Below are 18,723 nucleotides of genomic sequence, written 5' to 3'. Positions count from 1 at the left end.
GCGGTCAGGCTGCCAGCGGCAGGCGCAGCGTGGCCACCAGGCCCACCACCTGGCCGGCGTGCCAACGGTTGGCGAGGACGAGCGAGCCGCCGTGCTGGTCGGCGATGGCGCGCGCCAACGTCAGGCCCAGCCCCGTGCCGCCCGTAGCGGTATTGCGCGAGGCCTCCAGCCGGGTGAACGGCTCCATCATGCGCAGGATATCGCCTTCGGGAATGCCCGGGCCATCGTCCTCGATGCGCAGCACCGCCTCACCGTCTTCCCGTTCCAGCGAGACACGGGCACGCTGGCCATAGCGCAGCGCGTTGGACACGAGGTTGCGCATGGCCCGGCGCAGCCAGGTGGCGCGCAGCGGCAGAACGATGCGCACGGTGTCTTCCAGCGTCACATCCTCGCCCATATCCTCGTATTCGCCCATCACGTCGGTGACGAGGGCCGAAAGCTCGGTCGTCTCCAACGGGTCAGAGGGGCGGCCGACGCGGGCGAGCGAGAGAATGTCGTCGAGCGAGCGGTTGATATCCTCGATCGTCGCGGCCATGCGCGCGCGCTCGTTCTCGTCCTCCACCGCCTCGATCCGCACGCGCAGCGCGGCCAGCGGCGTTTTCAGATCGTGGCCGATCGCGCCCAGCATCACGTCCTTTTCATCGAGCAGGCCAACAATGCGCGCTTCCATGGCATTGTGGGCCACGATCAGGCGGCGGATATCGTCAGGCCCCTCGGGTTCGAGCTGCCCATCGGCATTGCGTTCGCGGGCAAAAGCTTCCACCCGCCCGGTCAAGGCCTTGAGCGGCCGCGCAATGCGCCGCAGGATCAGCGCCACCGCTCCCACCAGCACGAAATAGAGCAGCACCGTCTGCATCAGCAGCGAGAGGATCACCTGGCGCTCATTGGCCGGGGCGAGGATACGCGCGGTGAGCCAGGTGCCATCAGGCCGCTGGATGGAGGCGATGATCAGGCGGGCCTGCGGCCGATGATCGCCAAAGCTTTCCAGCCGCTTGCTGACATCGCCAAACCACGCGCCGACAATCGCATCGGCCTCGGGATCGCGCTCCACCACCAAGACCTGGCGATGCACCAGCCCCTGGGTTTCCAGCACATCATGCAACGCGCTCGCCACGTCGCTGCGCTGGCGGTCGCCCGGCCGCTCTGGCGAAGTGGCATCGACGCGCACGCGCAAAGGGCGCGGCAGGCGCCAGATATCGTCAGGCGGCGGCCCGTGCGGGCGGCCGTCAGGCGGGCGGTTTTCGCGTGGTGGCTGGCCGATCAGGCGAAATGCCGCCTCGTTCACGGTCAGTTGCACGCGCCGCTCGTTCTGTTCGCGCCAGATCAGCGCGGCCGAAAGCCCCTGCGCCACCAGCAGCGCCAGCGCGATCGCCAGGAGCATCTGCCCCTGCAGGCTGCGCGGTGCGCGCGATATGGTCCAGGCAGGCCAGCGCAGCATCAGTCGCGGCCTGCCACCTTGCGCACTTCGGTCGCGAGCATGTAGCCGCCGCCCCACACGGTCTGGATCAGTTGCGGATTGCGGCTGTCTTCCTCGATCTTGCGGCGCAGGCGGCTGATCTGGTTGTCCACCGCGCGATCGAACAGATGCGCCTCGCGGCCCTGGACCATGTCGAGCAGGCGATCGCGATCGAGCACCTGGCGAGGATGATCCAGAAACGCCATGAGCAGGCGAAATTCGGCCGAGGAAATGGCGACGACCGCGCCTTCGCGATCGGTCAGCCGGCGCTTGAGCGGATCGAGCGTCCAGCCTTCGAATTCATAGACCAGCGCTTCGGGGGCATCGACGGCCACGCGCGCGCTGCGCCGCAGGACCGAGCGTATCCGCGCCACCAGTTCGCGCGGGTCGAACGGCTTGACCACGTAGTCGTCAGCACCAATCTCGAGGCCGACGATGCGGTCGGTGGATTCACCCTTGGCGGTGATGAAGATCACTGGAAGCGCCCGGCCTTCGGCCAGGTGCCGACACAGCGACAGGCCATCCTCGCCCGGCATCATGATGTCGAGCAGCACGAGGTCGAACGTTTCTCCCGCGATCCGCGCGCGGGCTTCCGCCGCGTTGCCCGCCTGGACCACGGCAAAGCCCTGGCGAACCAGATAGTCCGCCAGCACTTCGCGCAGGGCTGCTTCGTCGTCGACCAGAAGGATGCGGGTTACCGCTGCCTCGCTCATACCTGCGCTGCCCGGTGATCAGTTGCCGGCTGGCGGGGGCGGCGGCGGGCCGTCCATGCGCTCGCCATCGCGCCAGCGCGGACCGCCAGGGCCGCCTTTCCCGCCCCAGCGGTGGCCCTCACGGCCAAATGCGGCGCGGATTTCTTCGCGGGTAAGCTTGCCATCATGGTTGGTATCGGCCCTGTCGAATTGCGATTTGACCGCCGCATCATACGCAGCGCGGGTCACCGCGCCATCCTTGTCACGCAGGGCAGCGTGCAAAACCGCGCCAAACCCGCCCATGCGCATGCCGTGCCAGCCGTGGCGCCCGCCTTCGGGGGCCATGCCGCCCGGTGGTGGTGGCGGCGGCATGTCGCCATCACGGCCAGCCATGGGGGGCATGCCCGGCTTCATCATGTGATGCTGCGCCATGAATTCGGCGCGGCTGATCACACCATCGTGGTTGGTGTCGATCGCATCGAACCGCTGCGCGAGGCGCGCATCGCGGTCGGCCTGGTCGATCTTGCCGTCCTTGTTCACGTCCATCCTCTGCCACAGGGCATCGGCTTGCGCCTGGGCCTGCGCCCAGGTGATGCCACCATCGCCCATAGCGCGGCCAGGCGCAGCGGGATCGGCCTGTGCCGGCGCGGAGGCTGCGGCGGCATAGAGCGCGCCAGCCCCCGCGAGGGCGGCAAGGGCCCCACCAAGGCCAAGGACGCTTTTCTTCATCTGGGCAAACTCCGGACAGACAAGGGCACCGATCGCCATTGATGACGGTATCGGCACCGCAAAAGACCTGGGGGATGAGGAAGCTGCGGCGCCGCCATGCCGAAAGAGGCTAGGGACTAAGGGGGAGGGACACCCCTTCCGGCCGTGGGGACTGAAGTGGCGGGCACCGCAGCTTCCATGGCTCATTGTATAGGCCGTGGATGTCGCGCGATTATGTCGGGACAGGGGGTATTTTGTCGCCAATTGTCGCATCATTTCGGCAGGGGACCACGCTTCCCGCCTGACCCAACTATCTATCCAAACCAATAACTTGAAATAGTTAAATGCTCGGTGAAAACCGCCAAAGCCGCTGCATCTCCGGCAATTGTGGCGGGTGATTGTCCAGGCCGTGAAATAAGACCGATACATTCACGGCAAACGGCGCGAAGCCCCCTTCCCCGCCCGCGCCGCTGTGCCGGGTTGTGCGGCTCAGGACGTGCCCATCACGAAGGCATTGAGCTTGTTGCCATCGGGATCACGAAAATAGGCAGCATAGAACCCGCCATCACCGCGCGGGCCAGGAGCGCCTTCACAGCTGCCGCCATTTGCCAGGGCCAGGGCGTGCAGCCGATCGACCTGCGCTGGCTCCTTGGCTTCGAACGCGACCATGACGCCATTGCCCACGGTGGCCGGCTGCCCATCGAACGGCTTCATCAGCGCCACCCCGGCGGCGCCACCGGCCGTACCCCAGGCAATCGCCCCGGGCCATTCGAACATGCGCCCCGTGCCCAGTTCGGCCGCAAGCGCGTCGTAGAACGGTGCCGCCCGCTCCAGATCGTTGGTTCCCAGGGTGACATAACCGATCATCATCGCTCTCCTTGCAGCGAGTCGCCACCACTAGAACGTATCATGAACACAGCCGATCGCAAGATCAGATGGGCGCGCAGGCAGCCTCCAGCCAGGCGCGGTCTTCACCCTCGAGCAGCGGCGCCAGCAGCGCCTGGGTGCGCGCGTGATAGTCGTTCCACCACGCCCGCTCGGCCGGGGTCAGCAGGGCAACATCCACCAGTGCGCGGTCGATCGGGACGAAGGTAAGCGTTTCGAACCCGCAGAACGCGCCTTCCGCACCGGCGATCATGCGCTCTTCCACCAGGATCAGGTTCTCGATGCGGATGCCGTATTCGCCCGCCTTGTAATAGCCCGGCTCGTTGGACAGGATCATGCCGGGCAGCAGGCCCTGCCCGGTGCCGGCCTGCGCGCCCGATGCCTTGGCAATGCGCTGCGGCCCTTCATGCACCGCCAGGAAGCTGCCCACGCCATGGCCGGTGCCATGGGCATAATCGAGGCCGGCCGCCCACAGGAACTGGCGGGCAAAGCTGTCGAGCGCGCCACCAGGCGTGCCCTGCGGAAACACCGCCTGGTCCAGCGCGATATGGCCCTTGAGCACGCGGGTAAAGCGGTCCTTGACCTCGGCCGGCGCCTCGCCCGGCCCGATCCACACCGTGCGGGTGATATCGGTAGTGCCATCAAGGTACTGCCCGCCCGAATCGACCAGATAGACGCTGCCCGGCGCGATCGCGCGGTTGGACTGTTCGTCCACGTGATAGTGCGGGATCGCCGCATTGGGGCCGGCGCCCGAAATGGTGTCGAACGACAGGTCCTTGAGCAGGCCGGTCTTCTCCCGCTCGGCATGGAGGCGCGCGGCAGCGGAAAGTTCGGTTTCACCGCCCTTGGGCGCGGTCACCGACAGCCAGTGCAGGAACCGGCTTACCGCCGCGCCATCACGCGCCTGGGCGGCGCGGTGACCGGCCTGTTCCACCGGGTTCTTGCGCGCCTTGGGCAGCACGGTGGGATCGGTGAGCGTGAGAACCCGCGCTTCCGCCCCTTCCAGCGCGCGGAACACGGCCGCGACCGCGCGTTCCGGGTCGACCGCCACGGTCTTGCCCGCCAGCGCCGTCAGTGCCGGCACGAATGCCGCGCGATCCTGTACGCGCACGGCATTGCCCAGGTGCGCCACGAGCGCGGCATCAACCTTTTCGGGCGCAATGAACAGATCGACTGTGCCATCGGCATGGGCCACCACGAACGAGAGCGCCACCGGCGTGCGATCGACATCGGCGCCGCGCATGTTGAGCAACCAGGCCACGCCATCGAGCGCGGTGACCACTGCCGCGTCGGCGCCGTTGTCCGTCAGCCACTGTGCCAGCATGGCGCGCTTTTCAGCGACGCTTTGCCCGGCGTGGGCGTCGGCATGGGGCACGGCCAGCGCCGCCGAGGGCGCGGGCCGGTCCTGCCACACAGCGTCGATGGGATTGCTGTCCACGGCCACCAGGCTGGCGCCCTTGGCTTCCAGCGCCTTGGCCACGCCATCGGCCCAGGGCTTGGCATGCAGCCAGGCATCATAGCCGATCCGCGCGCCGCGCGCCGCATGCTCGCCCAGCCAGGCTGCCGGGCTGGTCTGCGGCACGGACTGGTATTCATAGAGCCGCCCGTCCACCTGCTCGCGCACCTGGATGGTATAGCGCCCATCGACGAAGATCGCCGCGCGATCCTTGAGCACCACCGCCGTGCCGGCCGATCCGCCAAACCCGGTGAGCCAGCCGAGCCGCTGCGCATAGCCGCCGACATATTCGCTCATGTGCTCGTCGGAAATCGGGATGACGAAGCCATCCAGCCCGCGTCGTCCCAGCTCGGCGCGCAGTGCTTCCAGGCGGGCTTCGTGGGTTTGCATCAACATGGCGGGGCGTCCTTGGGCGTAATGGGCAGGTAACTGGTTGGCATTGTAACCACCTGATGCGGCAGACGCCAGAGGCGCGCCTTGCAGGCCGGGCACAGGCACCATAGATGGCGGAGATGACCGCAGCCACCCCTATCGCCGCCCAGCCCCCCGTTGCCGCAAAAAAGCCGCACAGCATCAGCCATCATGGCGTGACGATCACCGACGATTACGCCTGGTTGCGCGATCCCGGCTATCCCGAGGTCAAGGATCCCGAAATCCTCGCGCACCTCGAGGCTGAGAACGCCTGGTTCCAGGCGCATATGGCCCCGCGCCAGCCGCTGATCGACCAGCTCTTTGCCGAAATGCGCGGACGCATCAAGGAAGCGGACAAGTCCGTGCCGCAGAAGGACGGCAACTGGGTCTATTGGATCGAGTACGAGGAGGGCGCGGAATACAAGAAGTGGTGGCGCCGGCCGGTCGACGCGGCCGACGACGGCAGTGCCGACGAGTTGCTTCTCGACGAAGTGGCCCTGGCGCAGGGCCATGACTATTTCCGCCTGGGTGCCATCTCGGTGTCCAACGATGGGCGCCTGCTGGCCTGGTCGGTGGACGATAGCGGCTCGGAACGCTTCACCGCGCGGATCAAGGTGATCGCCAGCGGAGAAATCCTGCCCGACGAAATCCCCGGCACCAATTCAGGCCTGATCTGGGTCAAGGGCGATACGGGGCTGGTCTATAGCCTCGCCAACGAGAACTGGCGCACCGACAATGTGCGCCTGCACTGGCTGGGCCAACCGCTCGACCAGGACGTGGAACTCTACCATGAGGATGACGAAGGCTTTCGCGCCGGCGCCGCGCTTTCCGCCAACGAGAAGTGGCTGATCGTATCGACCGGCGACCATGAAACCAACGAAGTGCGCCTTATCCCGGCCGATGATCCGCTCCAGGCGCCGATCCTGGTGCGTCCGCGCGAAAAGGGCGTGGAATACGATGTGGACCTGCACGGGGAGACGCTGTTCGTCCACACCAACGACACCCACGAGAATTTCCGCCTCGCCACCGCGCCGCTGGCCGACCCTGCCAGCTGGACCACGCTGATCGCCGGCAGCGACGATTTCTATCTCACCGGGTTTGAACTGTTCCGCGATTTCTATGTCGTCGAAGGCCGCGTGCGCGGGCTCGATCGCATCGAGGTGCGCTATTACGACGATCCGGCGCGGATCGAGCCGATCGCCTTTCCCGAGGCGAGCTATGAAGCGAGCCTGGGCGACAACCCGGAATGGGCCACGCAGACGCTGCGCGTGGGCTATGAATCGATGGTCAGCCCGTCTTCGGTCTTTGACTATGACGTGCCCAGCCGCACGCTGACCCGGCTCAAGGTCCAGGAAATCCCGTCGGGCTATGACGCCAGCCGCTATGAGACGGCACGGCTCGATATCCCTGCCCGCGATGGCACGCTGGTGCCGGTCTCGGTGGTGTGGCGCAAGGACCGTCCGGCCGGCGGGCCGCTGCATCTCTATGGCTATGGCGCCTATGGCATTGCCATCGGGCCGGGCTTTTCCACCACGCGCCTCTCGCTGCTCGATCGCGGCATGGCCTATGCCATTGCCCACATTCGCGGCGGCGATGATCTGGGCCGGGGCTGGTACAAGGCCGGCAAGCTGGACGCGCGCACCAACACGTTCAACGACTTCATCGACGTGGCGCGCGGCCTGATCGACCATGACTTTACCACGGCGGGGCGGATTTCGGCCTCGGGCGGTTCCGCCGGCGGCGAGCTGATGGGCGCGGTGATCAACCAGGCGCCCGACCTGTTTGGCGCGGTCGTGGCCGATGTGCCGTTTGTCGACGTGCTCGCCACGATGCTCGACGAAAGCCTGCCGCTCACGCCGGGCGAATGGCCGGAATGGGGCAACCCTATCGACGATGCGGCCGCCTTTCACCTGATCCGGTCCTATTCGCCCTATGACCAGGTCAAGCCGCAGGCCTATCCGCCACTGATGGTCACCGCCGGCCTCAACGATCCACGCGTGACCTATTGGGAGCCGGCCAAGTGGGTCGCGCGCCTGCGCGAGCTGAAGACCGACAGCAATCCGCTGATCTTCAAGACCAACATGGGCGCGGGCCACGGCGGCAAATCCGGCCGCTTTGAAAGCCTCAAGGAAGCGGCCGAGGAATTCGCGTTCCTGCTGACCGAACTGGGCATCGAGGGCTAAAACCAAAGCCGTAGATGAACTCAGTCCATCAGATCCCGTTCGGGCTGAGCTTGGCGCAGCCCTCTGGCAGGGCGCGTCGTGCTGGCGCCCTTCGACAAGCTCAGGGCGAACGGGCGAGGTGTTTTGGGTTTGGCTCCCCTTTCCTCGCGTGTTCGGGCGCAAGCGCAACAAGCCTGCCAGGCTTGCCCCAAACAAAAACCCCCGCTGTCGCCAGCGGGGGTTTTTCATAGCTCCGAGACGGAAAGCCTCAGGCAGCCTGTTCCTTGCCCTTGAGGACCTGGACCGGCTCCTTGCGGCCATCGACCACGTCCTTGTCCACCACCACTTCGGTCACGCCGTCGAGCGTGGGCAGATCGAACATGGTATCGAGCAGCAGGCCTTCGACGATCGAGCGCAGGCCACGCGCGCCGGTCTTGCGCTCGATGGCCTTCTTGGCAATCGCTTCCAGTGCCTCGTCGGTGAAGGTCAGCGTCACGTCTTCGAGTTCAAACAGCTTGGCGTACTGCTTGACCAGCGCGTTCTTGGGTTCGCGCAGGATCTGCACCAGGGCCGCCACATCAAGATCGTTGAGCGTGGCGATGACCGGCAGACGGCCGATGAATTCGGGGATGAGGCCGAACTTCTGAAGATCTTCCGGCTCTGCCTTCTGCAGCAGTTCGCCCACGCGGCGCTTGTCGGGATCGGCGACATGGGCGCCGAAACCGATCGAACGCTTCTGCAGGCGATCGGCGATGATCTTTTCCAGGCCGGCAAAGGCGCCGCCGCAGATGAACAGGATGTTGGTCGTGTCCACCTGCAGGAATTCCTGCTGCGGATGCTTGCGCCCACCCTGCGGCGGCACCGAAGCCGTGGTGCCTTCCATCAGCTTGAGCAGCGCCTGCTGCACGCCTTCGCCCGACACGTCGCGCGTGATCGACGGGTTCTCGGCCTTGCGGCTGATCTTGTCGATCTCGTCGATGTAGACGATGCCGTGCTGGGCCTTCTCGACATTGTAGTCGCTGGCCTGCAGCAGCTTGAGGATGATGTTCTCCACGTCCTCGCCCACATAACCCGCTTCGGTCAGCGTGGTGGCGTCGGCCATGGTGAACGGCACGTCGAACGTCTTGGCGAGCGTCTGGGCCAGCAGCGTCTTGCCCGAGCCGGTGGGGCCAACGAGCAGGATGTTGGACTTCGACAGCTCGATGTCGCCACCCTTGCCGCTGTGCTTCAGGCGCTTGTAGTGATTGTGCACCGCCACCGAGAGCACGCGCTTGGCGCGGTCCTGGCCGATCACATAATCATTGAGCGTCTCGAAGATATCGCGCGGCGTGGGAACGCCACCGTCCTTCTTGCCGGCGATGCCCTGCTTGGTCTCTTCCCGGATGATGTCGTTGCACAGCTCGACACACTCATCGCAGATAAAGACCGTCGGCCCGGCAATGAGCTTGCGCACCTCATGCTGCGATTTGCCGCAGAAGCTGCAGTAGAGCGTGCTTTTAGAGTCCGATCCGGAAAGCTTTGTCATTCTTCAATCCCAGGCGCCCCTCCACGAGGGGCGGGCCCGGCTATCCTACTACCCCAAGGGTATTAATCAACCGGACACGAAACGAGGTGATGGTATCTGCCACGCGGCTCCTTTCGCAACGCTTAAGGAGCCGGGGCAGAAGAGAAAATCAGGCCGAAGGCGCCCCGCCGGTGCCGCTTTCGACGCCGACCTGTTCAGATTGGGGACGCGATTCGAACACCTTGTCGACCAGACCGAAGGCCAGAGCCTCGTCCGCTTCGAGGAAGGTATCGCGGTCCATCGCCTTCTCGACCTCTTCCAGGCTCTTGCCGGTGTACTTCACATAGAGGTCGTTCATGCGCTTCTTGATGCGCAGGATTTCACGGGCCTGGATCTCGATATCCGAAGCCATGCCCTGCGCCCCGCCCGAAGGCTGGTGGATCATGATTCGCGCATGCGGCAGCGCGATGCGCATGCCCGGTTCGCCCGCGGCGAGCAGGAAGCTGCCCATCGAGCAGGCCTGGCCGATGCACACGGTCGACACGCGCGGGCGGATGTACTGCATGGTATCATGGATCGCCATGCCCGCCGTCACCACGCCACCGGGCGAGTTGATGTACATCGAGATGTCCTTCGAGGGATTTTCCGACTCGAGGAACAGAAGCTGGGCGACGATCAGCGACGCCATGTGGTCTTCCACCTGGCCGGTCACGAAGACGATGCGTTCGCGCAGCAGGCGGCTGAAAATGTCGAAGCTGCGTTCGCCACGGCTGGTCTGCTCGACGACGACCGGGACGAGCGCGCCAGTCACCGGATCAGCGTGGAACTTTCCTTGGGCAGAGCTGCTGCCGAACACGTCGAGCATGGGAATCCTCATCTGGTTGCGATGGCCTATGTCGCGTGCCAGCAAAGGATGTTCAAGGGCATTAACCGCGAATGCGCGGGAATGCGTGGATATTGGACCAGATTCGGGCGCCTTTCGCCGCGTGGTCAGACCTGCACCCGCGCCCGCAGGGCTTCGAGTGCAGCCAGTTGCGCTTCCATCGCCCGCAGGCGGGCCTCGGTTCGGGCCACCCGCTCGCGCAACTCGCGGCTGCGCCTGCTACCTGGCAGCAGCCGTGCCAGGAATCGACCCGCGTCGCCCAGACTGGCGGCCATGGCATCGAGCAGGCCCTGGCGCGGCACGACCGGCGCGCGGTGGCGCGGCAGGGGGCTGCGATCATCGGGCGCAACCCAGTGCACGCCAGGCGGCGAAGGCTGCAGCAGTGGCGGCGCGGCATGCATCTCGGCCGGCGGCGCACAAGCGGCCGCGACTTCACGTGTGGTAGCCGCGGAACGGCGCGCGTGTTCGGCGGCGATCATCGCGCGGCGCTGCGCCTTGCGCGCGGTGCGGGTGCCCGGACGGGGCGGCAGATCGCGATGCGGCGCCTTGCGCGGCGGCTCTTGGCGACGCGAATCGTGACCTGGCCGATCACGATCGGGCTGCCCTTGCGGTATGGTGGCCGGCCCGCGCGGCGCGATGAACGGCGCGCGCAGCGGCGGCGTGGCGGGCAGTGCGGGCGGAATCATCCCCGCCGGCCAGGCCGCCGTGGTGATGATCGCGCCACGATGGGGCGGCAGGATGAGATCGGACGGAAAGGCCGGCGTGGCAGCCTGGGCCAGCAGGAATGGCCGGGTAAAATCGGCCTTGGCCCGCTTGCTGGCGGCCTTGGCGGCAGGCGGACTGACTGCTGGCGGACCGGCAGTTGGCGGAACGGCAGATGAAACTGGCGCCTTGGCCGGCACACGCTGGCCGGATCGAGCGCCCTTGCGATTGCGCACGGTATGCATCGGCAGATCCCCCCGGGTTCCGATGTGACCGATTCTCTCATGCCAGGAATCACCGCGCCAATCCGCATGATGCCTGAGGGCAAACACCTAAAAGCAAACGGGGCGCCACCGTTGCCGGCAGCGCCCCATTTTTGTTTCTTGATCAGGCCGTGTGGCGCTGGATCAGGCGTCTTCGCCTTCGGCGGTCGCCTTCTTGGCGGCCTTCTTCTTGGCGGGCTTGGCTTCGCCTTCAGCGGCGGGTTCCGCCTCGGCGTCGGCCGCAGCCTTCTTCTTGGCCGGAGCCTTCTTGGCGGGCTTGGCCTCTTCGGCTTCGCCAGCCGCTTCGGTTTCGGCTTCGGCCTTCTTGGCCGCCTTCTTCTTGGCGGGCTTGGCTTCGGCCGGAGCGGCAGCGGCGCCTTCCTCGGCTTCAATCGCGGCCTGGAGCTCTTCGCGGGTCACTTCGCGCTCGCTGACTTCGGCCTTGTCGAACAGGAAGTCGACGACCTTGTCTTCATAGAGCGGGGCGCGCAGCTGGGCAGCGGCCAGGGGCTCGGAGCGCACATAGTCGATGAAGCGCTGACGATCCTGTTCGCGGTACTGCTGGGCCGCCTGGCGGATCAGCATTTCCATTTCCTGCGCAGTGACCACCACACCGTTGGCCTGGCCGATTTCCGACAGGAGCAGGCCCAGACGCACGCGACGCTCGGCGATCTTGCGGTAATCGTCCTTCTCGGCTTCGATTTCCTTGAGCGCTTCCTCGGGGTTTTCCTCGTTCTGCGCTTCCTGGGTCAGCTGCTGCCAGATCTGCTCGAATTCGGCTTCCACCATCGAGGGCGGCACGTCGAAGTCATGGCCGGCAGCCAGCTGGTCGAGCAGGGCGCGCTTCATCTGGGTGCGGGTCAGGCCGGCAGTTTCCTGCTCCAGCTGGCCCTTGAGCAGGCCACGCAGCTGTTCCAGGCTTTCCAGGCCCAGCGCCTTGGCGAAATCGTCGTCAGCAACGAATTCACCCGGATTCTTCACCGCCTTGACCGTGATGTCAAAGGTGGTTTCCTTGCCGGCCAGGTTGGCGGCGGGATAGTCCTCGGGGAAGGTCACGGTAATGACCTTTTCGTCGCCGGCCTTGGCGCCAACGAGCTGTTCCTCGAAACCGGGGATGAAGCGGCCAGCGCCGATTTCCAGCGCCTGGTCTTCAGCCGCGCCACCTTCGAAGGGTTCGCCGTCCAGCTTGCCGAGGAAGTCGATGATCAGCTGGTCGCCGTCCTTGGCTTCCGCGCCTTCGGCAGCGTCGCTGAACTTCTTCTGGCCGGCGGCGATGCGGTTCACCGCTTCGTCCACCTGGTCTTCGGTCACGGGCACGACCAGCTTGTCGAGCTTGAGCCCATCGAGCGCGGGCGCTTCGACCTTGGGCAGCACTTCGAGGCTGACGGTCAGCTTTGCGTCCTGGCCTTCTTCATAGCCTTCGCCCAGCGACACGTCCGGCTGCATCGCGGGACGCAGCTGGTGGTCGGCCACCAGCTTGTCCATCGCTTCGCGAATCGTGGTCTGCAGGGCTTCCTGGTGCAGGGCCGGGCCGTGCATCTTCTTGACCAGGTTGGCCGGCACCTTGCCCGGGCGGAAGCCCGGCATGCGCACCTGGGGGGCGATCTTCTTGATTTCACCTTCCACGCGCGCGGCAATGTCCGCCGCCGGAATGGTCACGACGTAGGCGCGCTTCAGGCCCTCGTTGCTGGTTTCGACGATCTGCATCCTGATCCAACTTTCTCGACTGACGCCGTGACAGGCGCCTCAAAATCCGTGCAAAGCCGGGGGGTGAACCCTGGTGCGGGCGAAGGGACTCGAACCCCCACATCTTGCGATACTGGAACCTAAATCCAGCGCGTCTACCAGTTCCGCCACGCCCGCATCCGGCAAAAAGCGAGCGGTGCCCCTATCGCAGCCGGGTGAAAAGCACAAGCCCGGCGCGCTTTCCCCCTGGAACAAGCGCGCCCACGCGGGGAACAAGCACCCTGGCGCGCGGTTGCCCGTTCATGCCCGCGCGATTTTCGCGTGGCAAAGGTCCGGCAAAACAGACCGGTCGCAAGGAGCATCTGCCATGGCCAGCACACCCCCGCCCGATCGCATCGACCCGCAATCGCCGCCCGACGTTCCGCCGGCGATCACCCCGCAGGAAACCCCCGAACCGGCGCCCAGCGAAACCCCGCCGGTAACACCCGACCGGATCGACCCGATCAGCCCGGACGAATTCCCCGCGCCCGACTGACCGGCTTTCCAGCAGGCGTTCAGAGCAGCTTGCCCAGCAAGGCCAGCCATGACGCCTGCGCCACCAGGCCCTGGGCTGCGGGCGGCGGCGCCATGGCCGCGGTGCCGCCGCATTCCAGGCAATAGACTTGCGCACCTGCGGTGCTGTTGAGCCGGCCCAGATCGGCCAGCACGCGCCAACCCAGTGCCTGCTGCCGCTGGGCGAGCAGCCCGGTGACATCGCCCGCCGCGCGGCTATCGGTGCTGCCATCATCGCCCATCAGGCCCGACAGGAAGCCTTGCCAGCCCCCGGGATTGCTGCCCAAAAATTCGGCGTGCCAGCTTTCCGCCTTGGCGGCCTTGGCCGCCCAGGCCACGGCATCTTCCAGTTCACCGAATTGATCGACCAGGCCGATCTGGCGCGCGGTGCCACCATCCCACACCCGGCCCTGCGCGATCTTGTCGATGTCCTGCGGGCTCTTGTGCCGGGCATCGGCCACCAGGCGCAGGAACCGCGCGTAATAGCTTTCTACCGAAGCCTGCGAGAGCGCCTCGAACTGCGGGCTGAGGCCGCCAACCACATCGGGCTGGCCCGAGAGCGGCGTGGTGCGCACACCGTCCGCGGTCACGCCATAGCTCGCCAGCGTGTCCTCAAAGCTCGGGATAACGGCAAATACGCCGATCGAACCAGTGATCGTCGCCGGTTCGGCAAACACCCGCTGCGCCGGGGTGGAGACCCAATAGCCCCCGCTTGCCGCAAGGTTGGCCATCGAGACCGCGACCGGCAGCCCCTTGGCGCGGGCCCGGGCAATCGCCGCACGGATGCGCTCTGCTGCCGTGACCGAGCCGCCGGGCGAATCCACCCGCACCACCAGCGCGGCGTAGTTGCCGCTGGCCACGGCCTGGTCGATCAGGTTGGCAATGCGCGTGCCGCCAGCCGAGCCCGGCCCGGCATCGCCATCGACGATCGTGCCGGCCACGGTGACCACGGCAATCGCCTTGCCAGTCGTCGGGGCGGGCTTGTCGGCGAGATATTGCGCCAGGGTAGAGCCCTTGTAGCCGCCCTCGCCCGCCGCCGGATCATGGCCGACCAGGTCGCCCACGCGCTTGCCGAAGGCGATCTTGTCACCCACCTTGTCGACCAGCCCGGCCTTGACCGCGGCCTGGGCCATGTCGCCACCGCTCTGCGCCAGCCATTGCGCCGGATCACGCGTGACCAAGTCGATATTGGCCTTGGGCCGCGCCTTGGTCACTTCCGCCTTCCAAGCCGACCACAGCGCGCCATAGATCGCGGAGAGGTTCTCCTTGGCCTCGGGTGAGGCATCGCTGCGGGCATAGGGTTCCACCGCAGACTTGTAGGTGCCCACCTTGAAGATGTGCGCCTTGACCTTGAAGCGGTCCATCAAGGCCTTGTAATAGAGTTGCGAACCGCCTGGCCCGGTGACCACTGCCCCGCCGATCGGATCGACCCATGCCTCGCTGGCGTGGGCCGCCAGCTGCACCGCATCGTCGGTATAGAGCAGCGCGCGCACCAGCACCGGCTTATGCGCGGCGCGCACCTTGTCCATCGCCGCGCCGATTCGGCTCATGTGCACCTGACGGCCGCCGGTGAACTGCTCCAGATCGATCACCACGGCCTTGATGCGGCTGTCATCGGCCGCCGTCTCGATTGCGCGGGCCACGTCGCGAGCCTGGAATTCGTGGGCGGGCGCCTCTCCCGACAGCAGCAGCTGCGCCGGTGCCAGCGCGCTGCGTTCTTCCACCACGCTGCCGTCCAGCGTGATGGTCAGGGCGCCATCGCGGACCTGGCCGGGCGTGGGCCGCAGCGTCAGCGCGGCATAGAGCGCCCAGAAGAACAGCAGGAGGAACAGGAGGACAAGGCCATCCTTGATCGCGACGAGGACTTTCCAGACCGAGCGGGCAAATTTCATGGGGGATATCTAGCCAGCCGGCGCGGCCCGCGCCAGTCGAAACACTTGTCGGGAAGGCCGCGCAGGTCTAGGGCGTGGTCTTCGATGCACCCATCGAGCCAATCCCCCTCGTCAGCCAGCCCGGCGCGCAGCTATCCTGCGGGCGGCCTTGCCTTTCCCCACCGCGATCTGACCGGAATCGGCCAGCTTGCCCGGCACGAGATCCTCTACCTGCTGGACGAGGCGGAGCAGTGGGTGGAACTCAACCGGCAGTCGCAAAAGCGGGCCGACCTGCTTTCGGGCCTGACCATCATCAACGCCTTTTTCGAAAACAGCACGCGCACGCTGCTGTCGTTCGAAATCGCCGGCAAGCGGCTGGGCGCCGACGTGGTCAACATGCACGCGGCCACGTCCAGCGTGAAGAAGGGCGAAACGCTGATCGACACGGCGATGACGCTCAACGCCATGCGGGCAGACGCCATCGTCATCCGACATGCCAGCTCGGGCGCGGTGCGGCTGATTGCCGAAAAGGTCGATTGCCCGGTGCTCAATGCGGGTGATGGCCAGCACGAGCATCCTACACAGGCGCTGCTCGATGCGCTGACCATCCGCCATGCGCTGGGCCTGCCCAAAGGCAGCGATCTCAACGGTCTGCGCGTGACGATCTGCGGCGATATCCTGCACAGCCGGGTGGCGCGGTCCAACATCCTCTCGCTGACCGCGCTGGGTTGCGAGGTCAGCGTTTGCGCCCCGCCCGCGCTGATGCCGGCCGAAATCGAGGTGATGGGCGTCAAGGTATTCCACGATTTCGACGCTGCGCTCAAAGGCGCGCAAGTGGTGATGATGCTGCGCCTGCAGATGGAGCGCATGCAGGGCCAGTTCATCCCCTCCCCGCGCGAATATCGCCACCTCTATGGTCTGTCGCTCGATCGCCTGGCCCAGGCCGAGGCGGGCGCGCTGGTCATGCATCCCGGACCGATGAACCGGGGGATCGAAATCGACAGCCAGGTGGCCGATCATGTCGAACGCAGCCTGATCACCCGCCAGGTGGAAAGCGGCGTGGCGATCCGCATGGCCTGTCTGGAAGTGCTCACACGGCGCGCCCGGCAATTGCCCGGCTGGGAACCGCTGGGCGGAGAAAACGCATGACGCCGCAATCGCTTGTCATCACCAATGGGCGCCTGGTCCTGCCCACCGGAGAGCCGGTGGCCGCCGACCTGCGCTGCCAGGGCGGGCGCATCGTGGCGCTCGGTGCCGAGGCCGTGGCCCAGGATGGCGATGCCGTGTTCGATGCGCGCGGCGCGCTGGTTGCGCCGGGCCTGGTCGATCTGGGCGTGTTCGCGATCGACAAGCCGGCGTTTCATTTTGGCGGAATTACCCGCGCCGCGCTGATGCCGGATCAGGGCCCGCCGCTCGATCACCCGGCGCGGGTGCGGTTTGCCGCGCAATCGGGCAAGCCCGATTTCTGGGTCCACCCCCTCGCCGCCGCGACCCGCGGGCTTGAAGGTGCCGAACTTGCCGAACTGGCGCTGATGCGTGATGCCGGGGCGCGCGCGGTCAGCACCGGTCGCCGCTGGATCGCCGATTCGGGCGTGATGCTGCGGCTCCTGTCCTACTGCGCGATGCTCGACCTTGTCGTGGTGACCCATGCCGAGGACGATGGCATCACCGGCCATGCCGTGGCCACCGCCGGCGAAGTGGCGACGCGGCTGGGCCTGCCCTCTGCCCCGGCCGAGGCGGAAAGCCTGGCTGTGGCGCGCGATATCGCGCTGGCCGAAATGACCGGCGCGCGCCTGCACATCCGCCAGGTGACCACCGCCAAGGCGCTCGATCTGGTGCGCGCCGCCAAGCTGCGCGGCGTGCAGGTGACGGCGGGCGTTACCCCGGCCCACTTCATGTTGTCGGACCTCGAACTGGTCGATTTCCGCACGTTTTGCCGTTTTTCTCCACCGCTGCGTGCCGATGCCGATCGCAAGGCCGTGATCGCGGCCATCGGCGATGGCACGATCGACGTGATCGCCTCGGGCCACGACCCGCGCGGGCCGGAAGACAAGCGCCTGCCCTTTACCGATGCCGAGCCGGGCATGGCAGGCGCAGAAACCCTGCTGCCGCTGACGCTGACCCTGGTGCGCGACGGCGTGATCGACATGGCCCGCGCCTTTGCCCTGCTGGCCGGCAATCCCGCCGCGCTGCTCGGCGTCAACGCCGGGCGCCTGGCGGTGGGCGCAGAGGCCGATCTGGCGGTGATCCATCCCACCCGGCCCTGGGTGGTCAATTCCGACAAGATGGCCGCAAGTGCTGGCAACACCCCGTTCGACCGCCGCCCGGTCGAAGGGCGCGTGCTGGCGCTGTGGAAAGGCGGCGCCCGGATCGATTAGGGCGGCCGCACGCCCACAACTTTTGCATATTCCTCTTTCATGGCCTCGGCAGCGGGGCTGCAGCGCCAGAAAAGGTTCGCATCATGTCGAAAGTTCCAGTCCTTGTTACCGGCGGTGCAGGCTATATCGGCAGCCACGCCGTGCTGGCCCTCAAGGATGCCGGCTGGCCGGTTACGGTGATCGACAATCTGGTAACCGGATTTCGCTTTGCCATTCCCGATGGCGTGGCGTTCTACCAGGGCGACATTGCCGATCAGGACCTGCTGGCCCGCATCATCGCCGAACAGAACATCGGCGCGATCATGCACTTTGCCGGCTCGATCATCGTGCCGGAATCCGTCAGCGATCCGCTCAAGTACTACCACAACAACACGGCCAAGACCCGCAGCCTGATCGAGGCGGCGGTGACCGGCGGCGTGAAGCATTTCATCTTCTCCTCCACCGCCGCCACCTATGGCGTGCCCGAAGTGTCGCCGGTGACCGAGGACAGCGCCAAGCAGCCGATCAATCCCTATGGCATGTCCAAGCTGATGAGCGAGATCATGCTGGCCGACACGGCGCGCGCGCATCCGCTCAACTTCTGCGTGCTGCGCTATTTCAACGTTGCCGGCGCCGATCCGCAGGCGCGCACCGGCCAGTCGACCGCCGGGGCCACGCATCTCATCAAGGTGGCGGTGGAAGCGGCCCTGGGCAAGCGTGAGAGCGTTGGCGTATTCGGCACCGACTTTGCCACGCCCGATGGCACCGGCGTGCGCGATTACATCCACGTCTCCGACCTTGCCAATGCGCATGTCCTGGCGCTCGATGCGCTGATCGCCGATCCGGCCCGCTCGCTTACCATGAACTGCGGCTATGGCCGGGGCTTCTCGGTGCTGGAGGTGCTCGACGCGGTGGACCGGGTGACCAACCGCAAGATCAACCGCGTGCTGCAGGGCCGCCGCGCCGGCGATCCCGACTCGCTGATTTCCGACAACAGCCGCATCAAGGCGACGCTGCCCTGGGTGCCGCGTTATGCCGATCTCGACACCATCATTGCCCATGCCATTGCCTGGGAACGCAAGCTGACCGAGATTCGCGGCGAAAACTCGGCCGGCTGACCGGAAACGTAGTGAAG

At 66.3% G+C, this 18,723-nt stretch carries 15 protein-coding genes and 1 tRNA gene; 5 read left to right on the top strand and 11 right to left on the bottom strand.

The window, feature by feature from the left end:
- Positions 1-4 precede the first annotated feature (4 nt).
- From ABIC78_RS17555 to ABIC78_RS17535, 5 genes are all read right to left on the bottom strand, one after another.
- On the bottom strand, positions 5-1,438 hold the full coding sequence (locus ABIC78_RS17555) for a sensor histidine kinase (protein WP_354491049.1): 1,434 nt from the start codon (positions 1,436-1,438) through the stop codon (positions 5-7).
- On the bottom strand, positions 1,438-2,169 hold the full coding sequence (locus tag ABIC78_RS17550; RefSeq protein WP_171795500.1) for a response regulator: 732 nt from the start codon (positions 2,167-2,169) through the stop codon (positions 1,438-1,440). The genes ABIC78_RS17555 and ABIC78_RS17550 overlap by 1 nt, the downstream gene beginning before the upstream one ends.
- 18 nt (positions 2,170-2,187) lie before the next feature.
- Positions 2,188-2,877 (bottom strand): EF-hand domain-containing protein, encoded by a 690-nt coding sequence (locus ABIC78_RS17545; protein WP_158271907.1) that lies wholly within the window; start codon positions 2,875-2,877, stop codon positions 2,188-2,190.
- Between the two features lie 468 nt (positions 2,878-3,345).
- Complete coding sequence (locus ABIC78_RS17540) at positions 3,346-3,723, bottom strand: VOC family protein (protein ID WP_028658330.1); 378 nt, start codon at positions 3,721-3,723, stop codon at positions 3,346-3,348.
- Positions 3,724-3,787: 64 nt separating this feature from the next.
- Entirely contained in the window at positions 3,788-5,587 is a 1,800-nt protein-coding gene (locus ABIC78_RS17535) for an aminopeptidase P family protein (RefSeq protein ID WP_054132315.1), read from the bottom strand.
- A gap of 113 nt (positions 5,588-5,700) precedes the next feature.
- On the opposite strand from ABIC78_RS17535, the gene ABIC78_RS17530 reads away from it, so the two are divergent.
- Positions 5,701-7,791 (top strand): S9 family peptidase, encoded by a 2,091-nt coding sequence (locus tag ABIC78_RS17530; RefSeq protein ID WP_171795499.1) that lies wholly within the window; start codon positions 5,701-5,703, stop codon positions 7,789-7,791.
- Between the two features lie 247 nt (positions 7,792-8,038).
- Here the strand turns inward: ABIC78_RS17530 and clpX are convergent, their stop codons facing one another.
- The 5 genes from clpX to ABIC78_RS17505 all read right to left on the bottom strand — a co-directional run bounded on the left by clpX (position 8,039) and on the right by ABIC78_RS17505 (position 12,985).
- On the bottom strand, positions 8,039-9,295 hold the full coding sequence (clpX, locus tag ABIC78_RS17525; RefSeq protein ID WP_022678079.1) for an ATP-dependent Clp protease ATP-binding subunit ClpX: 1,257 nt from the start codon (positions 9,293-9,295) through the stop codon (positions 8,039-8,041).
- A 148-nt stretch (positions 9,296-9,443) separates the two neighbouring features.
- Entirely contained in the window at positions 9,444-10,139 is a 696-nt protein-coding gene (gene clpP / locus ABIC78_RS17520) for an ATP-dependent Clp endopeptidase proteolytic subunit ClpP (protein WP_022678078.1), read from the bottom strand.
- Positions 10,140-10,264: 125 nt separating this feature from the next.
- Positions 10,265-11,104, bottom strand: coding sequence for a hypothetical protein (locus ABIC78_RS17515; RefSeq protein WP_062786990.1), 840 nt, complete (start codon positions 11,102-11,104; stop codon positions 10,265-10,267).
- A 162-nt stretch (positions 11,105-11,266) separates the two neighbouring features.
- Complete coding sequence (tig, locus tag ABIC78_RS17510) at positions 11,267-12,829, bottom strand: trigger factor (RefSeq protein ID WP_171795498.1); 1,563 nt, start codon at positions 12,827-12,829, stop codon at positions 11,267-11,269.
- Between the two features lie 71 nt (positions 12,830-12,900).
- Positions 12,901-12,985: transfer RNA gene (locus ABIC78_RS17505), tRNA-Leu, on the bottom strand.
- Between the two features lie 190 nt (positions 12,986-13,175).
- Between ABIC78_RS17505 and ABIC78_RS17500 the strand changes: the two genes are divergently transcribed.
- On the top strand, positions 13,176-13,343 hold the full coding sequence (locus ABIC78_RS17500) for a hypothetical protein (protein WP_022676538.1): 168 nt from the start codon (positions 13,176-13,178) through the stop codon (positions 13,341-13,343).
- A gap of 19 nt (positions 13,344-13,362) precedes the next feature.
- On the opposite strand, the gene sppA is transcribed toward ABIC78_RS17500, so the two are convergent.
- Positions 13,363-15,252 (bottom strand): signal peptide peptidase SppA, encoded by a 1,890-nt coding sequence (sppA, locus tag ABIC78_RS17495; RefSeq protein WP_022676537.1) that lies wholly within the window; start codon positions 15,250-15,252, stop codon positions 13,363-13,365.
- 84 nt (positions 15,253-15,336) lie between these two features.
- Here sppA and ABIC78_RS17490 point away from each other — a divergent pair, with 84 nt between their 5' ends.
- From ABIC78_RS17490 to galE, 3 genes are all read left to right on the top strand, one after another.
- Positions 15,337-16,380 (top strand): aspartate carbamoyltransferase catalytic subunit, encoded by a 1,044-nt coding sequence (locus ABIC78_RS17490; protein WP_022676536.1) that lies wholly within the window; start codon positions 15,337-15,339, stop codon positions 16,378-16,380.
- Positions 16,377-17,609 carry a dihydroorotase gene (locus ABIC78_RS17485; RefSeq protein WP_168352602.1) on the top strand — a complete coding sequence of 411 codons (1,233 nt, stop codon included), beginning with the start codon at positions 16,377-16,379 and terminating at the stop codon, positions 17,607-17,609. Before ABIC78_RS17490 ends, ABIC78_RS17485 begins: the two co-directional genes overlap by 4 nt.
- An 83-nt stretch (positions 17,610-17,692) precedes the next feature.
- The gene (gene galE, locus ABIC78_RS17480) at positions 17,693-18,706 is read left to right on the top strand and encodes a UDP-glucose 4-epimerase GalE (protein WP_054132278.1); all 1,014 of its coding nucleotides are present in this window, start codon (positions 17,693-17,695) and stop codon (positions 18,704-18,706) included.
- Positions 18,707-18,723: the final 17 nt, after the last annotated feature.

The organism is Novosphingobium sp. 1529, from assembly GCF_040544855.1.
GTDB lineage: Bacteria > Pseudomonadota > Alphaproteobacteria > Sphingomonadales > Sphingomonadaceae > Novosphingobium > Novosphingobium capsulatum.
This window is presented reverse-complemented; position numbering and strand designations above follow the sequence as displayed.

Coding starts and splice junctions, on each gene's coding strand:
- ABIC78_RS17555 (WP_354491049.1), bottom strand. CDS start 1,438: ATGCTGCGCTGGCCTGCCTGGACCATATCGCGCGCACCGCGCAGCCTG.
- ABIC78_RS17550 (WP_171795500.1), bottom strand. CDS start 2,169: ATGAGCGAGGCAGCGGTAACCCGCATCCTTCTGGTCGACGACGAAGCA.
- ABIC78_RS17545 (WP_158271907.1), bottom strand. CDS start 2,877: ATGAAGAAAAGCGTCCTTGGCCTTGGTGGGGCCCTTGCCGCCCTCGCG.
- ABIC78_RS17540 (WP_028658330.1), bottom strand. CDS start 3,723: ATGATCGGTTATGTCACCCTGGGAACCAACGATCTGGAGCGGGCGGCA.
- ABIC78_RS17535 (WP_054132315.1), bottom strand. CDS start 5,587: ATGCAAACCCACGAAGCCCGCCTGGAAGCACTGCGCGCCGAGCTGGGA.
- ABIC78_RS17530 (WP_171795499.1), top strand. CDS start 5,701: ATGGCGGAGATGACCGCAGCCACCCCTATCGCCGCCCAGCCCCCCGTT.
- clpX (WP_022678079.1), bottom strand. CDS start 9,295: ATGACAAAGCTTTCCGGATCGGACTCTAAAAGCACGCTCTACTGCAGC.
- clpP (WP_022678078.1), bottom strand. CDS start 10,139: ATGCTCGACGTGTTCGGCAGCAGCTCTGCCCAAGGAAAGTTCCACGCT.
- ABIC78_RS17515 (WP_062786990.1), bottom strand. CDS start 11,104: ATGCATACCGTGCGCAATCGCAAGGGCGCTCGATCCGGCCAGCGTGTG.
- tig (WP_171795498.1), bottom strand. CDS start 12,829: ATGCAGATCGTCGAAACCAGCAACGAGGGCCTGAAGCGCGCCTACGTC.
- ABIC78_RS17500 (WP_022676538.1), top strand. CDS start 13,176: ATGGCCAGCACACCCCCGCCCGATCGCATCGACCCGCAATCGCCGCCC.
- sppA (WP_022676537.1), bottom strand. CDS start 15,252: ATGAAATTTGCCCGCTCGGTCTGGAAAGTCCTCGTCGCGATCAAGGAT.
- ABIC78_RS17490 (WP_022676536.1), top strand. CDS start 15,337: ATGCACCCATCGAGCCAATCCCCCTCGTCAGCCAGCCCGGCGCGCAGC.
- ABIC78_RS17485 (WP_168352602.1), top strand. CDS start 16,377: ATGACGCCGCAATCGCTTGTCATCACCAATGGGCGCCTGGTCCTGCCC.
- galE (WP_054132278.1), top strand. CDS start 17,693: ATGTCGAAAGTTCCAGTCCTTGTTACCGGCGGTGCAGGCTATATCGGC.